At 40.5% G+C, this 13,251-nt stretch carries 17 protein-coding genes; 1 reads left to right on the top strand and 16 read right to left on the bottom strand.

Features of this window, described 5'->3' with window-relative positions:
* Window positions 1–4: 4 nt before the first annotated feature.
* The 13 genes from holA to KMHG_RS06360 all read right to left on the bottom strand — a co-directional run bounded on the left by holA (window position 5) and on the right by KMHG_RS06360 (window position 10,549).
* Complete coding sequence (holA, locus tag KMHG_RS06300) at window positions 5–1,033, bottom strand: DNA polymerase III subunit delta (RefSeq protein ID WP_010288004.1); 1,029 nt, start codon at window positions 1,031–1,033, stop codon at window positions 5–7.
* A gap of 43 nt (window positions 1,034–1,076) precedes the next feature.
* Window positions 1,077–3,254, bottom strand: a complete 2,178-nt coding sequence (locus tag KMHG_RS06305) for a DNA internalization-related competence protein ComEC/Rec2 (protein ID WP_238984673.1) — start codon at window positions 3,252–3,254, stop codon at window positions 1,077–1,079.
* A 64-nt stretch (window positions 3,255–3,318) separates the two neighbouring features.
* Complete coding sequence (locus tag KMHG_RS06310) at window positions 3,319–3,897, bottom strand: ComE operon protein 2 (RefSeq protein WP_010288008.1); 579 nt, start codon at window positions 3,895–3,897, stop codon at window positions 3,319–3,321.
* Window positions 3,898–3,976: 79 nt separating this feature from the next.
* Complete coding sequence (locus KMHG_RS06315; RefSeq protein WP_010288009.1) at window positions 3,977–4,591, bottom strand: helix-hairpin-helix domain-containing protein; 615 nt, start codon at window positions 4,589–4,591, stop codon at window positions 3,977–3,979.
* A 111-nt stretch (window positions 4,592–4,702) separates the two neighbouring features.
* Entirely contained in the window at window positions 4,703–5,443 is a 741-nt protein-coding gene (locus tag KMHG_RS06320) for a class I SAM-dependent DNA methyltransferase (RefSeq protein ID WP_010288010.1), read from the bottom strand.
* The gene (gene rsfS, locus KMHG_RS06325; RefSeq protein ID WP_010288011.1) at window positions 5,436–5,789 is read right to left on the bottom strand and encodes a ribosome silencing factor; all 354 of its coding nucleotides are present in this window, start codon (window positions 5,787–5,789) and stop codon (window positions 5,436–5,438) included. The genes KMHG_RS06320 and rsfS overlap by 8 nt, the downstream gene beginning before the upstream one ends.
* The gene (yqeK, locus tag KMHG_RS06330) at window positions 5,786–6,364 is read right to left on the bottom strand and encodes a bis(5'-nucleosyl)-tetraphosphatase (symmetrical) YqeK (RefSeq protein ID WP_010288012.1); all 579 of its coding nucleotides are present in this window, start codon (window positions 6,362–6,364) and stop codon (window positions 5,786–5,788) included. Before yqeK ends, rsfS begins: the two co-directional genes overlap by 4 nt.
* Window positions 6,351–6,923, bottom strand: coding sequence for a nicotinate-nucleotide adenylyltransferase (locus tag KMHG_RS06335; RefSeq protein WP_026022022.1), 573 nt, complete (start codon window positions 6,921–6,923; stop codon window positions 6,351–6,353). Before KMHG_RS06335 ends, yqeK begins: the two co-directional genes overlap by 14 nt.
* 12 nt (window positions 6,924–6,935) lie before the next feature.
* Window positions 6,936–7,238, bottom strand: a complete 303-nt coding sequence (gene yhbY / locus KMHG_RS06340; protein ID WP_010288016.1) for a ribosome assembly RNA-binding protein YhbY — start codon at window positions 7,236–7,238, stop codon at window positions 6,936–6,938.
* A 3-nt stretch (window positions 7,239–7,241) separates the two neighbouring features.
* The gene (aroE, locus tag KMHG_RS06345) at window positions 7,242–8,075 is read right to left on the bottom strand and encodes a shikimate dehydrogenase (protein ID WP_010288017.1); all 834 of its coding nucleotides are present in this window, start codon (window positions 8,073–8,075) and stop codon (window positions 7,242–7,244) included.
* A gap of 12 nt (window positions 8,076–8,087) precedes the next feature.
* The gene (gene yqeH, locus KMHG_RS06350; protein ID WP_010288018.1) at window positions 8,088–9,194 is read right to left on the bottom strand and encodes a ribosome biogenesis GTPase YqeH; all 1,107 of its coding nucleotides are present in this window, start codon (window positions 9,192–9,194) and stop codon (window positions 8,088–8,090) included.
* 3 nt (window positions 9,195–9,197) lie between these two features.
* A complete protein-coding gene (locus tag KMHG_RS06355; RefSeq protein ID WP_010288019.1) occupies window positions 9,198–9,716 on the bottom strand; it encodes a YqeG family HAD IIIA-type phosphatase in 519 nt (172 codons plus the stop codon).
* A gap of 53 nt (window positions 9,717–9,769) precedes the next feature.
* Window positions 9,770–10,549: a phosphatidylserine decarboxylase gene (locus tag KMHG_RS06360; RefSeq protein WP_010288020.1), complete on the bottom strand. Its 780-nt coding sequence runs from the start codon at window positions 10,547–10,549 to the stop codon at window positions 9,770–9,772.
* A gap of 68 nt (window positions 10,550–10,617) precedes the next feature.
* On the opposite strand from KMHG_RS06360, the gene pssA reads away from it, so the two are divergent.
* Window positions 10,618–11,157, top strand: a complete 540-nt coding sequence (gene pssA, locus KMHG_RS06365; protein ID WP_010288022.1) for a CDP-diacylglycerol--serine O-phosphatidyltransferase — start codon at window positions 10,618–10,620, stop codon at window positions 11,155–11,157.
* Between the two features lie 42 nt (window positions 11,158–11,199).
* On the opposite strand, the gene mtnN is transcribed toward pssA, so the two are convergent.
* The 3 genes from mtnN to greA all read right to left on the bottom strand — a co-directional run bounded on the left by mtnN (window position 11,200) and on the right by greA (window position 13,205).
* Window positions 11,200–11,892 carry a 5'-methylthioadenosine/S-adenosylhomocysteine nucleosidase gene (gene mtnN, locus KMHG_RS06370; protein WP_010288029.1) on the bottom strand — a complete coding sequence of 231 codons (693 nt, stop codon included), beginning with the start codon at window positions 11,890–11,892 and terminating at the stop codon, window positions 11,200–11,202.
* An 89-nt stretch (window positions 11,893–11,981) separates the two neighbouring features.
* Window positions 11,982–12,611, bottom strand: coding sequence for a DUF1510 family protein (locus KMHG_RS06375; RefSeq protein WP_010288032.1), 630 nt, complete (start codon window positions 12,609–12,611; stop codon window positions 11,982–11,984).
* Between the two features lie 123 nt (window positions 12,612–12,734).
* Entirely contained in the window at window positions 12,735–13,205 is a 471-nt protein-coding gene (gene greA, locus KMHG_RS06380; RefSeq protein WP_010288034.1) for a transcription elongation factor GreA, read from the bottom strand.
* Between the last annotated feature and the right edge of the window lie 46 nt (window positions 13,206–13,251).

Here is a 13,251-nt window from a genome sequence, read left to right on the forward strand (position 1 = left end):
TTCTTTATCGTAAACGATAACCAATTGGCTTCATCAAGAAGAACTCTAAAAAGCGTGCGCGGTTACCACTCATCGTCTTTAATTGTAAGTCTACTTCCCCTAAACCGTATAAAGCATCTAATAGCTGTTGCTCGGTTATTTGACCGCGATCTTCGACAATCCGTTTCACGCGATAAGGATTTACTTTTAACTGTTTTGAAATTTGTTGTGGATGATACCCTTTTGATAATAAATAATAAACGTTCGACATTAAGCGTACTTGTGATGAAATGAGTGCCACGAGCGCAATCGGTTCTTCTTTTTGACGTAATAAATCATGATAAATCGCAAGCGCCGTAGAACGATCCCCTCGGATATATGCATTTAACAATTTAAATACGTCTTGCTCCAACGTTTTCGCAACCATCTCTTCGACAAGCGCTGGCATAATCATCTCTTGATTATTGGCAACGTAAAGCGCTAACTTATCAATCTCGCTTTGTAAGTGCAGCATGTTCATACCGACTAATTCAATTAGGCGTTCGACAGCAGCATCACTAATCGTTGCTTCACGCGCCGTTACTTCATTTTGTACCCAAACGGCTAAATCACGTTCTTTCGGTGTCTCCGCATATAAATAAAGCGCATGCTCCTTCATTTGCTTCGTCACTTTTTTACGTTCATCTAATTTTTCATACGGTGCAATAAATACCGTCACAGACGTATCTGATGGGAACTGTAAAAAGCGTTCTAATTTTTTTAAATCATGCGGTAGCTTTTCTTTTCCTTTTTCAGTCGCCTTTAAAAAAGAGGCATTTTTGGCGATGACTAATTTTTTATCTGAGAAAAATGGAATCGTATCCGCTTCATCAATCACTTCATCGACTAAATGTTCCTCTAAATCATACGTCATTAAATCCAGCTCGCCTTGCGCTTGTAATTTTTCTTTTAAGCGTTTCATCGTTTCATCAATAAAATATGTCTCCTGCCCCGCGATCACATATACCGGTGCAATATTCCCTGATGAGATGTCTTTCCATACTTTTTGAAACATTTTTCAGCCTCCTATATACTCTTTCAGTATACACGATTCCTTCCTATTGATGTTTCTTCAATTTGATTTCCTTCCCGATATACACTTCTACCGTGCCATCTTCTGCTGTATTAAGCGTCGGTATACCGAGTGATTCAAAGCGTTCGCGTACTTCAGGTGCCGGGTGCCCATAACGATTATTTTTACCAGTCGAAAAAATAGCAAGCTGTGCATTCGTTGCTTTTAAAAATGCTTCTGCGCTCGACGTTTTTGAACCGTGATGACCAGGTGATAAAATCGTCGTCTGCACATCGCTTTTTTCTAACAAGGACAATTCACCTTGTTGCTCGATATCACCTGTTAATAATGTTGAAAAATAGCCACGCGATACTTTGACGACGAGTGAATCATTATTTCCTTCGTAGTCTATATCATACGGCCATAAATATTGAAACGACACATCACCAACTTGAAATTCACGCCCCGCCATTTGTTCCTTCACAGGAATTTGTTGTTTTTTTGCCTCCGCCATTACATCGCTCATCACTTTTTCTGTTGCTGATTGCGGGGAAATATGAATTTCACGCACGCGTATTTCCTTCATGACTTCCTCTGCTCCTTCGACATGATCGGCATCTGCATGCGTCAAAATAAGCGTATCAATTTTTGATAATCCTCTACCTTTTAAATAAGGGACAACGACTTGGCGACCGATTTCATATAATTGGTCGCGCTTTTTCCAGCCGTCTTCTTGAAAGCGTAGTACCCCACCAGTGTCAACGACATATACGCCACGACGATACGGCAATTCAATAATTGTACTGTCGCCTTGCCCAACACTTAAATACGTAATACGTAAATCATCATGTAACATCGGCAACCATTGAATGAGACAAACCGGCAACGCAACCGATAAAAATGCACGTTTATAATGACGGCGTTCGAAAAAAATGAACATCATCAGCACGCCGAGCATTGCGACGCAACTTAACCAAACGTATGGGCGGCCTGGTTGCCACAATTGATATGGTATATCCGCAATCGCTAATAAAATTGTCGTTAATGATTCGCGACATGGGGTATATAGCGCCATCACTACTTGCGCGAATGTTGGAAATATATAAGAACCGATAAACAATATTACATTTATCGGTAAAATGATAAATGAAAATAGCGGAACGAGTAAAATATTGACGATAAATGATGATAAGCTAATTTCATAGAAATGATGGAGTAATAACGGGTAGACGAGCAGTTGGCACACGAATGTCATAAAGAAAGTATTTTTTAACCAATTAGATGTCGTTAAAATACGCGTTGAATAAATGAGGGCAGCCGTCGCCAAATAAGACAATTGAAAGCCCACCTGGAAAATGACAGCTGGACGATATAAAACGAATAATAAAAAACTAAGCGCCAATGCATCGGCTGCACTTATTTTCGTTTGTTTAAATTGCACGATTAAAACAATGAGTGTCATCATTGCCGCGCGCCAAACAGAAGGTGTACTGCCTGCGAGTATCGCATACGTCGGCAATGCGATAATGAGCAATAGTCGCGCCCAATGTACACGCACATGACAAATGAGTAATAGTTGATAAAATAAGCCACCGAGCAGTGCGACATGTAGCCCAGAAATCGCAAATAAATGGGTAATCCCTAAAATTTGATATGTGCGTGATACATCATGGTCTATATCTTGTTGATCACCGAGCAATAATGCTTTTGCTTCTGCCCGTAAACTTTTTGGAAAATGCGTATCAATATGCGTTAACAATGCATGTCGGTAACGTGCTAACTTCGCTGTTAACGTTTGTTTGTACTGCTGAAACGCCATCGTCTTAATCGCATATGTCCCTATCGCCTGCTGACTTAATAAATAGTTCTCCATTGAAAATTGAAATCGATGTAACGGTTTCTCTAATTGCTCGTGCTCTCCTTGTGCTAAGACGGTCATGCCTGCAAGTGGCCGCTGTTCAAATTGTCGTTTTTCTGTCTCGGACTTCAATTCATATGTGACATATATCCGCCCTTCAGCCGAACGCGCAAACCCTCGTAACATTTTGCCGTTTATACGTATATTATCTTCAAACGTTAACGTCATTGACTTCGGCAACGTATCGGGCTGTCGGTGCACGTCATATGCACGCCACGTACAAACAGACGCTACAATGACGACGCACACGAGACAACTAATAGCGGTTTGTCGCCATATTAAAAACAATACATAAGGAATGAACATAAAAAAAGCTTTGGCGACACAAAGCTCGCGACTGTTGCGAGTAGTGCTGCCAAAGCGATATAAATTACTTCGTTTCTAACATTTTGCCAAATAACATTTCCACCTTCTGTTCATAAGGTGCCAATTCTTCAGGTGTTGCGCCTTTGTCACGTAGTTCATTTAACAATTCAACATAAAGACTTATTTTTTCATCACTTAAAAAGTCGACTTTACGTTCATCAAATGGTACATGTACAACATTTACACCTGCTTGCTCGAGCAGCTCAATCGCGTAAGGGTTATTTTTATAATCTGTTGCATAATATAAGTTTTTAATACCTGCTTGAATAATTGATTTCGTGCACGGTAAACATGGGAAATGCGTCACATATAAATCTGCCCCATTCGTCGGTGTACCGTATTTCGCACATTGTAGCAATGCATTCGTTTCAGCGTGTACTGTACGTACACAATGGTTATCGACGACGTAACATCCCTTGTCGATACAATGATCATCTCCTGAAATCGAACCGTTATAGCCGCCCGCAATAATACGTTTATCACGTACGATCGTTGAGCCGACTGCCAATCTCGTACATGTACTACGTAACGCTAATAAATGGCTTTGCGCCATGAAAAATTGATCCCAAGTAATTCGCTCCATATGAATGCCCCCTAATATCTCTTGTTCTTAGTTTAGCCTGATAAACTTTTTTGCGTCAATACGTTCATAAGAGGTCAGACTATTGTACAGTAATAAATGGTCGCAATTGTTCGAGTGTTTTATCCCCAATACCCGAAACATTTTTAAGATCATCAATAGTTTGAAATGGACCGTTTTCAAGGCGATATTGAATAATTGCTTTCGCCTTTGCAGGACCGATGCCATTAATCGTTTGAAGACCGGCCTCGTCTGCTGTATTAATGTTAACAGTATTTTCTGCCGTACGCTGAGTATTAGAAGTAGCCCCTTCATTCGTTGTCGTAGATGAAGCGAATGGAACGTTGTCGAGTTTTTCGCCTTTTTTCGGTACGTAAATGACCATTTCATCTTTGACATGTGCTGCATGATTAATAACATTCCGGTCTGCATTGTCTTTATAGCCACCAGCCGCCATAATCGCATCGTATACGCGGTCTGACGTCTGTACCTCATAAACGCCTGGCTTTTTTACAGCGCCTTTAATATCGACAGCTATCGACGTTTCCGGTTGTGTCGGTGTATCAGCTGTGTGCGCCGTCGTATCATTTGTCATCATAGGTTGTGGGTCAATTGATTGTAAAGGATTTTCAAGTGGTGTTGTCGGTTGTTTGTTGAGGAAGTAAAAAATGATAGCCGCTGCGATAGCGCCAATCATGAGGAGGTGTTTTTTATATTGCACAAAAAAAGGAATTAGCTTCACACACCTTTCAACGGGCATTCATAGAAGCTAATTCCAATATACAAAATTTGTAATTTTTCTGCAACCTTATTTTACACAGTGGAAGAAAATGCGTTCGCTATCAAGTGTCGGTGCTTCATCAGTGAAGTCTGCCGTCACGTCAATATCGTTAAAACCTGCTTGCTGAAGCATGTTTAACATTTCTTCAATTGCATACGTGCGTTGATAATGTTGTTCTTCGAAACGTTCGTACGTACCATCTTCCGTCACGACATAGAAAACCATATCGTGATGTACAGAATGAGGTGCTTCACCCGCTTCAGTATCCCATAAATACGTAATGTCGCCATCATCGTATGTGAATGGACTATCCATAAAGATTTCATCCATTTTAAATAATGAATGAATATCAAAGAATAAATGTCCACCTTGTTTTAGTGATGCATATACGCGGTTTAACGTTTCTTGCACAGCACTTTGTTCAGGCACATAGTTTAGTGAGTCAATCGGAATCGTCACGACGTCTAATTGTTCAAAGCCTTCTAGCTCATCCATTGATTGGCAAACGAAAAAGACGTTCACATCTTCTTCGTAGCAACGCTCACTTGCGACCATTAACATTTCTTCTGAAAGGTCTAAGCCGCTTACATCGTAGCCTGCTTTCGCAAACGATACAGCCATTACGCCTGTACCGCAGCCAATGTCTAGTAATTTTTTGTTGCTTGCAGCAGGTGCATGTTGCATCACCCATTGTACATATTCATCGTACGGAATATCTGTCATTAGTGCGTCATACACTTCTGCAAAGCGACCGTAACTATTAGTCATTTGACTCAACTGCGATAAATTTTTGTGGTGCATCGCCCCATAGGCGTTCTAAGTTGTAATAGCCACGTTCGTCTTTGTGGAAGATGTGTGCTACAACGTCGCCCATATCTACTAATACCCAACGACCTGTGTCAAAACCTTCTAAACGTTTTACTGTGTAGCCTGCTTTTTCAGCTTGTTCTTTTACTTCGCGAGCGATTGCTTGAACTTGACGTTCTGAACCACCTTCACAGATTAAGAAATAATCTGATAGTAAAGAGATACCTTCCATATTTAATACGACGATATCCTCCGCGCGTTTGTCATCTACTGCTTTAAATACTGTATCTAAAAGTGTTTGTGTCATGATTTTGTTCCTTTCTGTTTTAACAATAAATCGTTGTAACAATTAAATGAATCTGGGAACACCGGCTGATGCTTCGACATTAAAAATTGAATCGAATGCGACAAGCACGTAATCATTAAATCATCGAGTGTCATTTCCTGCGCTGCAGCACGTAATGTGTCAACGTCAGGGAATTTACGGTTCGGTTCGATCATATCGGCAATGTAGACGATTTTCTCTAAATCGCTCATGCCGGCACGTCCTGTCGTATGGAAACGAATCGCATTTAACATATCGGCATCTGTTACACCGAATTCTGTTTCAGCGACGTATGCACCAACTGGGCCGTGCCATAATTCGTGATGATATGTCAGTAATGTTGGATCCATTTGTTGTTCAACAATCGTTTGTTTCATCCAATCGCGGTCAGCGTATTTACATGAATCATGTAAAATCGCCGCCACCTCTGCTTTTTTTGGATCTTGACCAAATTTTTCAGCTAAGGCCATCGCTGTGTCTGTTACGCCAATCGTGTGAATATAACGTTTTTCAGGCATACGGTCTTTCATCGCTGCAAGTAAACTAGCGCGTTCCATATAATCCTTCCTCTCGAATATATTGTGCCACCTTGTCTGGCAGTAAATAGCGAACGGTATCATTCGCTTGTAATCTCTGTCGAATTAACGTAGAAGAAAGATCAATGAGTGGCGCTTCGACGACTTCGACTGGATAATCCGTCGTACCTGCGTGACCTGGTCGTGCAACGCCGACAAACTGTACGAGTTGTACGAGTTCATCGATGTGATACCACGTATGCAAATCGTCCATGCTGTCGCCACCGATAATGAAGTAAAACTGGACATCTGGCTCACGTGCTGTCAGTAATTTCATTGTGTCATACGTATATGACACCCCACCACGCTCAATCTCAAACGGTTCGAGCGTAAACAGTGGATTATCCGAAATTGCAAGACGTGTCATTTCAAGTCTTTGTGCTGCTGTCGCATCCCCAGCTTTTACTTTGTGGGGTGGTACGGCATTCGGCATAAAGCGTACTTCGTCTAATTGAAGTGTTGTTGCCACCTCATTTGCCATAATTAAATGTGCTAAATGCGGCGGATTAAATGTACCGCCAAATAGTCCGATTTTCTTCACGTCCATCATTCCTTATGCTTTTGGTAATTCAATTTTACGGTTTTCGCGTTTTGATGCTTGTTTATAAAGAACGACTGTTAAGCCGATTAATTGTACTAGTTCTGCGTCAGTACCTTCAACAAGTTGTTGTGCAACAACTTTTTTGTCTTCTTCACAGTTATCTAAAATGCGAACTTTTAACAATTCACGTGCAGCTAATGCTTGACGAATTTGCTCACATTGCGCTTCGCCTACGCCTTCTTTACCAACTTGGAAAATTGGGTTTAAGTGGTGCGCTTCCGCACGTAAGAATCGTTTTTGTTTGCCTGTTAACATGTATTAATTTCCTCCTAATTGCTCAAGCAGTACCGGCTTTACCGTGTCTGCTGTCGGATACACGTCGTTCCAGTAGCTATACGCTAATGCGCCTTGATGAATAAACATACCAAGACCTGTCACGACTGTTGCTCCTTTTTGTTGTGACTGTGCTAGAAATGGTGTCATTAATGGATTATACACAATATCGGCAACAATTGCAGTGTTTGATAATTTTTCAAGCGATAACGGTAAACTAAATGCACTGTTATTAAGTCCCGCTGATGTCGTTTGAATAATAATGCCAAACTCGTCTAAACTTGCAGCCGCTTCTTCTAATGAATACGCAGTTGCTACGACGTCTAGCTCATCGCAAATCGCTTGTGCTTTCGCTACCGTACGATTTGCAATACTTAGCTTCGTATAGCCTTCTTGCGCAAGCGCAAAGCAAATGCCACGAGAAGCGCCGCCTGCACCAATTACAAGAACGCGTTTGTCTTTATGATGTGTGCCTACTGCATCTTCTAACGACTTTACGAAGCCTAATCCATCTGTATTGTATCCTTTATATGTGCCGTCTAGCTGGCGAACGACTGTATTTACAGCACCCATTTTTTGTGCCAGCGGATCGATATCGTCTAGCAGTGGAATAATGGCTTCCTTATGTGGAATCGTTACGTTAAAGCCGCTACAACCGAGTAACTTCATACCGTTAAAACCTTCCACTAAGTTTTCTTTCGTAATGTGTAACGGAATGTATGTCCCATCACGTTCCTCTGCGTTCATCCACGTATTATGCATAAGTGGTGACATCGAATGTTCAATCGGATCTCCAATGACTGCGTACCATTTCTTCACAACGTTTTCCCCCTAAATAAGTGACGGACGTAACATTACTTCTACGCCTTCTGGTGCGTATGCTGCAATGACAACGTCTGGATTTTGAACTGTAATCCAACCTAAACCTGAGAACACGATATCTGTTTTACCTTCTTTAATTGAAAACTCGTGACGTACAAGTTTTGGTAATTGTTCGATAAACTGTTTTGATGGTGGTGCAAGTAATTCACCTTTATGTGTTTCATATAATTCATCAGCACGCTCAAGCTTCGTACGATGAATGTTTAATTCATTTGAAATGTGAACCGTAAAGTTAGAACGCATTCCTTGAATAAAATCAAAACGTGCAAGCGCGCCGATAAATAACGTTTGTTCTGCATTTAATTGGAACGTTTTCGGTTTGATTTCTTTTTTCGGTGTAATGTATTTTAACTCACTTGGGTCGATATAGTGTGCCATTTGGTGATGATTAATAATCCCTGGTGTGTCAAAGATTGCTTTTTCATCGTCTAATGGAATTTCGATCATATCAAGTGTTGTACCTGGGAAGTAAGACGTCGTAATAATATCTCCTTGGCCTGTTGCTTGTTTAATGATGCGGTTAATAAATGTTGATTTACCAACGTTCGTACAGCCGACAACGTATACGTCTTCACCGTCACGATATTCATCGATTTTCGCCATCGCTTCTTGAACACCTGTACCTTTATGTGCAGATACAAGTAACACGTCTACTGGTTTTAAACCGAGTTGTTTCGCTTCGTGACGAAGCCAGTTAATTACTTTTTTCGGATTGATTGATTTCGGTAATAAATCGACTTTGTTTGCGATTAATAATACTGGGTTGTTGCCGACGAAGCGGTGTAAACCTGGTAACCAACTACCGTTAAAATCAAAAATGTCGACGATTTTTACGATTAAGCCTTTTTGTGTACCAAGGCCATTTAAGATTCGTAAGAAATCATCGTCCGTTAGTGATACTGGTTGTAATTCATTGTAGTTTTTTAAACGGAAACAGCGTTTGCAAATAATTTCGTCTGATTTTTCGACAGCTGATGCTGGTGCAAAACCAGGTGCTTTCGGATCTTCCGTTTGAATTTGCGTGCCGCAACCGATGCAGTGTGGCATTTCGTTCATAATTTATTTTTCCCTCCAAGTTTCAATACCGTGTTTGCGTAAATAATTAAATACGCGACGCTCTAATCTGCGGTTTAACTTTGTAACAAAGCCGTCAGACTGCGCAACGGGTTTTACTAAAATCGTATACAAGTGGAGCGCATTGCCGCCTAGCATATCCGTCATCATTTGATCCCCTAGCATGAGCACTTGCTCTGATGGTAGGTTTAACATCTTTAAACCTCGTTTAAATGCATTTCGTAAAGGTTTACGTGCTTGGAAAATGTACTGGATGCCTAGCGGGTCAGCAAAGTGCTTCACACGAGCTTCTTTGTTGTTTGATACGATGATCACTTGAATCCCCGAATCTTGGATTAGCTTTAACCAAGCCATCAACTCAGGTGTGGCATCTGCGCGATCCCATTCAACTAATGTATTATCAAGGTCTGTAATGATCCCTTTAATTCCTAATGCGTGGAGTTTTTCAGGCGTTACGTCATAGACCGAATTGACAAACTCTTTTGGCATAAAACGTTTATACAAAACTAATTCCCTCATTTTTCGATTATTCATTGTACAACAAGTTACTTAAACGATTATAACATATCCGCAAACGCTTCACCCACTCGGATTACCGCGTTCTTTTGAACATTGTTTAAGAATTGTGTACGCGATGGCTCAAAAAGCATAATGACAGTGGACCCAAACTCAAAATAGCCCACTTCTTCCCCTTTTTGCCAATCTGTTGTGACATTCGTTAGTTTAATCGAATTCACAAACATGGCGCCAACTTTAATGACTGCGACATGTCCACAAGCGGTATCTAACCCCGTCACGAGACGATAGTTGTGCGACAATGGCTTTTCGCCGTAAGTAAGTCCAAAATCATTCACTGGGTATGAACGATTTCCAAGCACATATTGACGCAATACGTGACCGTTCAACGGGCTATGAATGCGATGATAATTCGCTGGGCTCAAATAAAAAACGATATATTGGCCGTTGCGATATTTTTCTGCAATTGCTCGTTTGCCTAATAAGTCTGTTAATTTGTACTTTTTACCCTTTACCAAAAATGTGGTATCATCAAGAATATCTCCGAAAGATGCGATCGTAGCATCTACGGGACTCGCAACCGTTGTGGGCGATACATCAACAGTACGTGCATCTTTTTTCAATGTACGTGTGAAAAATTGTTGCAACGTTGCATAGCTTGTCATCGGATCTTGTACGTCGTGAGTCTCGATATTATAAAACTTTCGATAAGCGGGGATACATCGTTTACTTAGCTTACGCGTCATTATCCATTTTAATAGCAACGACGTTTGTTTATTATTTGTTAGTTCAATCGCTGCACGATATAGTTTTTCTTTCATTCGATCATCCCCTCTCGTGTCCTTTTTAACAGTATAATAAAGTAGTCATAAAATAAAGGAGTTTAGCCATGTTTTTATTACAAAGAGTAGATGAAACGCTCAAAAAAGCGAAGTCACAGCTTGCAAACATATTAACGCTGTGCAATATTTCTTTTGGTGGTGCGGCTATCATGGCAACGTTCCACGATGCTTATAGTCATGCTGTACTTTATATTTTCCTTGCTGCACTATGTGACCGTTACGACGGCAAAGTAGCACGCAAATTTAATCAACAATCAGAACTCGGTAAACAACTCGATTCAATGAGTGACATCATTTCATTCGGTGTAGCCCCTGCATTGCTCATTTATGGCATCGTATTAGCGCAGTTCGGCCCAATCGGTATGATTGCTACCGTTATGTATATCGTCTGCGGTGCTTTCCGTCTTGCACGTTTTAACGCGACAGAAGCCAATGGTTATTTCACTGGTCTACCGATCACAGCAGCAGGCGTCATTGCCACCGTATCATTTTTTGCAGTACCATTTATCAATCCAGGCATTTATTTAATTTTATTCCTCGTACTCTCTTATGTGATGGTCGCTAGTTTTAAACTAAAAAAAGTATAATAAAAAGCCCACTCCATCATTGGAACGGGCTTTTTTGATTGCTTATAACGTTTCGATTGCTTTTAATACAACTTGTGTTGAATGTTTTGCAGCTACTGGTAAAAACTCGTCAAAGCTAATGTTTGATTGTTTACCAGCAATATCTGATAAAGCACGGATCACAACGAACGGTGTACTGAATTGGTAACATACTTGTGCGACTGCTGCAGCTTCCATTTCGACAGCTTTCATCGTTGGGAAGTAGCCACGTACTGTTTCTACACGTACAGGGTCGTTCATGAATGAGTCTCCTGTTGTAATTAAACCAGTTGCTGATTGGTGTTCACCAACAGCAGCAACAGCTTGTTGTGCAACGTCCATTAAATGTTTGTCTGCTTTGAAAGCTGCTGGCATTTGTGGTACTTGACCCATTTCATAGCCAAAGATTGTTGCATCTACATCGTGGTGACGTACTTCGTCAGAAATAACGACTGCACCGACTTCTAAGTTTTCATCATAACCACCTGCTGAACCTGTGTTGATGACGAAGTCTGGTTTGTATTTTTCAAGTAAAATCGTTGTAGACATTGCGGCATTTACTTTACCGATACCTGATTTTAATAAAATGACGTCTTTTCCTGCATACGTACCTTGTGTGTATTCACTGTTGGCGATTGTTTCTGATGTTGCGTTTTCTAACTTAGCGCGTAGTAATTCTACTTCTTCTTCCATTGCGCCGATTACTGCGATTTTCATGGATGTAACTCCACCTTCCTATTTGTATCTTCTATACAATATATAAAAAATCCTATAGCCGTCAAGAACTACAGGATTTTTCTTATTATTTAATACGTACCGTCTAAAGATTTTAACACTTCTAATTGCTCTGCTTGCCAACCTTTATCAGCAATCCATTGTAACGTCACGCGATATTTTTTCGTTCCGTCCGCTGATGTGACAATGCCGATTGTACGACTTGCTGTCCCACCATTTTTCACGCGCACAATTTTCATTTCCTCTTCAGGAATATTCGTAACTTTTGCAAGTGTCGTGACTTTTTCTTGCCAGTCGACTGATGTACCATCGTAAGCTGACACATGACCTTCGCCAATATTTTCAGTTTGCGTTGTTTTTGTCGGTTTCCACGCGCTATCAACAATTGTCATTTCAACATTTGGATCTGTTGATTCGCTTTGTGTCACAGTTGAACGCTCTGTAATATCTTTTTTCGCATCTGCTTTACGAATAGCGGCTGCTTTTTCTTCAGCCGTTGGTTCTTTCGGTTTTTGTTGAACAGTTTTTGCTTCTTCTTGTTGCTTACTGTTTGTTCCTTCATATGTAAGGACGAAATAACCGACGATTAAAATTAATACGATGACGACACCAATTAAAATGTTTAACACTTTATCAGATTTTGATTTATCTGGTTCTGGCTTCGGTGTATAACGTCGTTTACGTTGTGATGGTTGTTCCATAAGATCACCTCTCAATGTATGATAGCATATTTTTTTGTATGCACATCGCTTTCATACATTACAGTTTATTAACAAAACGAAAAGCGGCAGACAATAGTTGCCTGCCGCTTTCTATTTGGCTCATTATTTTACTTCAATGATTTTAACGTTGAATTCGCCACCCGGTGTTTGGATTTTTACTGTTTCACCAACAGCGTGTCCAATTAAGCCTTTAGCGATTGGAGAGTCGTTTGAAATACGGCCTTCAAATGGATCTGCTTCTGCAGAACCAACGATTTGGTAAGTTTCTGGCTCATCGTCATCTTCTTGGAAAGTAACAGTACGACCGATTGTTACAACATCGCCTTCTGCACCTTCTTCGATAATCACAGCGTTACGGATCATTGTTTCTACTAATTTAATACGGCCTTCAACGAAACCTTGTTCGTCTTTCGCTGCATCGTACTCAGAGTTCTCTGAAAGGTCACCGTAGCCACGAGCGATTTTAATACGTTCTACAACTTCCGGACGTTTTACTTGAATTAAATCTTCTAATTCTTTTTCTAATTTTGCTTTACCTTCTGCTGTCATTGGGTATTGTTTTTCTGCTGACATGTTCGTCACTCCTTAACTACTTCTACAATTAATAAAAATACTATGT

It is taken from the genome of Kurthia massiliensis (assembly GCF_000285555.1).
GTDB classification, from domain to species: Bacteria; Bacillota; Bacilli; order Bacillales_A; family Planococcaceae; genus Kurthia; species Kurthia massiliensis.

Coding starts and splice junctions, on each gene's coding strand:
- holA (WP_010288004.1), bottom strand. CDS start 1,033: ATGTTTCAAAAAGTATGGAAAGACATCTCATCAGGGAATATTGCACCG.
- KMHG_RS06305 (WP_238984673.1), bottom strand. CDS start 3,254: ATGTTCATTCCTTATGTATTGTTTTTAATATGGCGACAAACCGCTATT.
- KMHG_RS06310 (WP_010288008.1), bottom strand. CDS start 3,897: ATGGAGCGAATTACTTGGGATCAATTTTTCATGGCGCAAAGCCATTTA.
- KMHG_RS06315 (WP_010288009.1), bottom strand. CDS start 4,591: ATGATTGGCGCTATCGCAGCGGCTATCATTTTTTACTTCCTCAACAAA.
- KMHG_RS06320 (WP_010288010.1), bottom strand. CDS start 5,443: ATGACTAATAGTTACGGTCGCTTTGCAGAAGTGTATGACGCACTAATG.
- rsfS (WP_010288011.1), bottom strand. CDS start 5,789: ATGACACAAACACTTTTAGATACAGTATTTAAAGCAGTAGATGACAAA.
- yqeK (WP_010288012.1), bottom strand. CDS start 6,364: ATGGAACGCGCTAGTTTACTTGCAGCGATGAAAGACCGTATGCCTGAA.
- yhbY (WP_010288016.1), bottom strand. CDS start 7,238: ATGTTAACAGGCAAACAAAAACGATTCTTACGTGCGGAAGCGCACCAC.
- yqeH (WP_010288018.1), bottom strand. CDS start 9,194: ATGAACGAAATGCCACACTGCATCGGTTGCGGCACGCAAATTCAAACG.
- KMHG_RS06360 (WP_010288020.1), bottom strand. CDS start 10,549: ATGAAAGAAAAACTATATCGTGCAGCGATTGAACTAACAAATAATAAA.
- pssA (WP_010288022.1), top strand. CDS start 10,618: ATGTTTTTATTACAAAGAGTAGATGAAACGCTCAAAAAAGCGAAGTCA.
- mtnN (WP_010288029.1), bottom strand. CDS start 11,892: ATGAAAATCGCAGTAATCGGCGCAATGGAAGAAGAAGTAGAATTACTA.
- KMHG_RS06375 (WP_010288032.1), bottom strand. CDS start 12,611: ATGGAACAACCATCACAACGTAAACGACGTTATACACCGAAGCCAGAA.
- greA (WP_010288034.1), bottom strand. CDS start 13,205: ATGTCAGCAGAAAAACAATACCCAATGACAGCAGAAGGTAAAGCAAAA.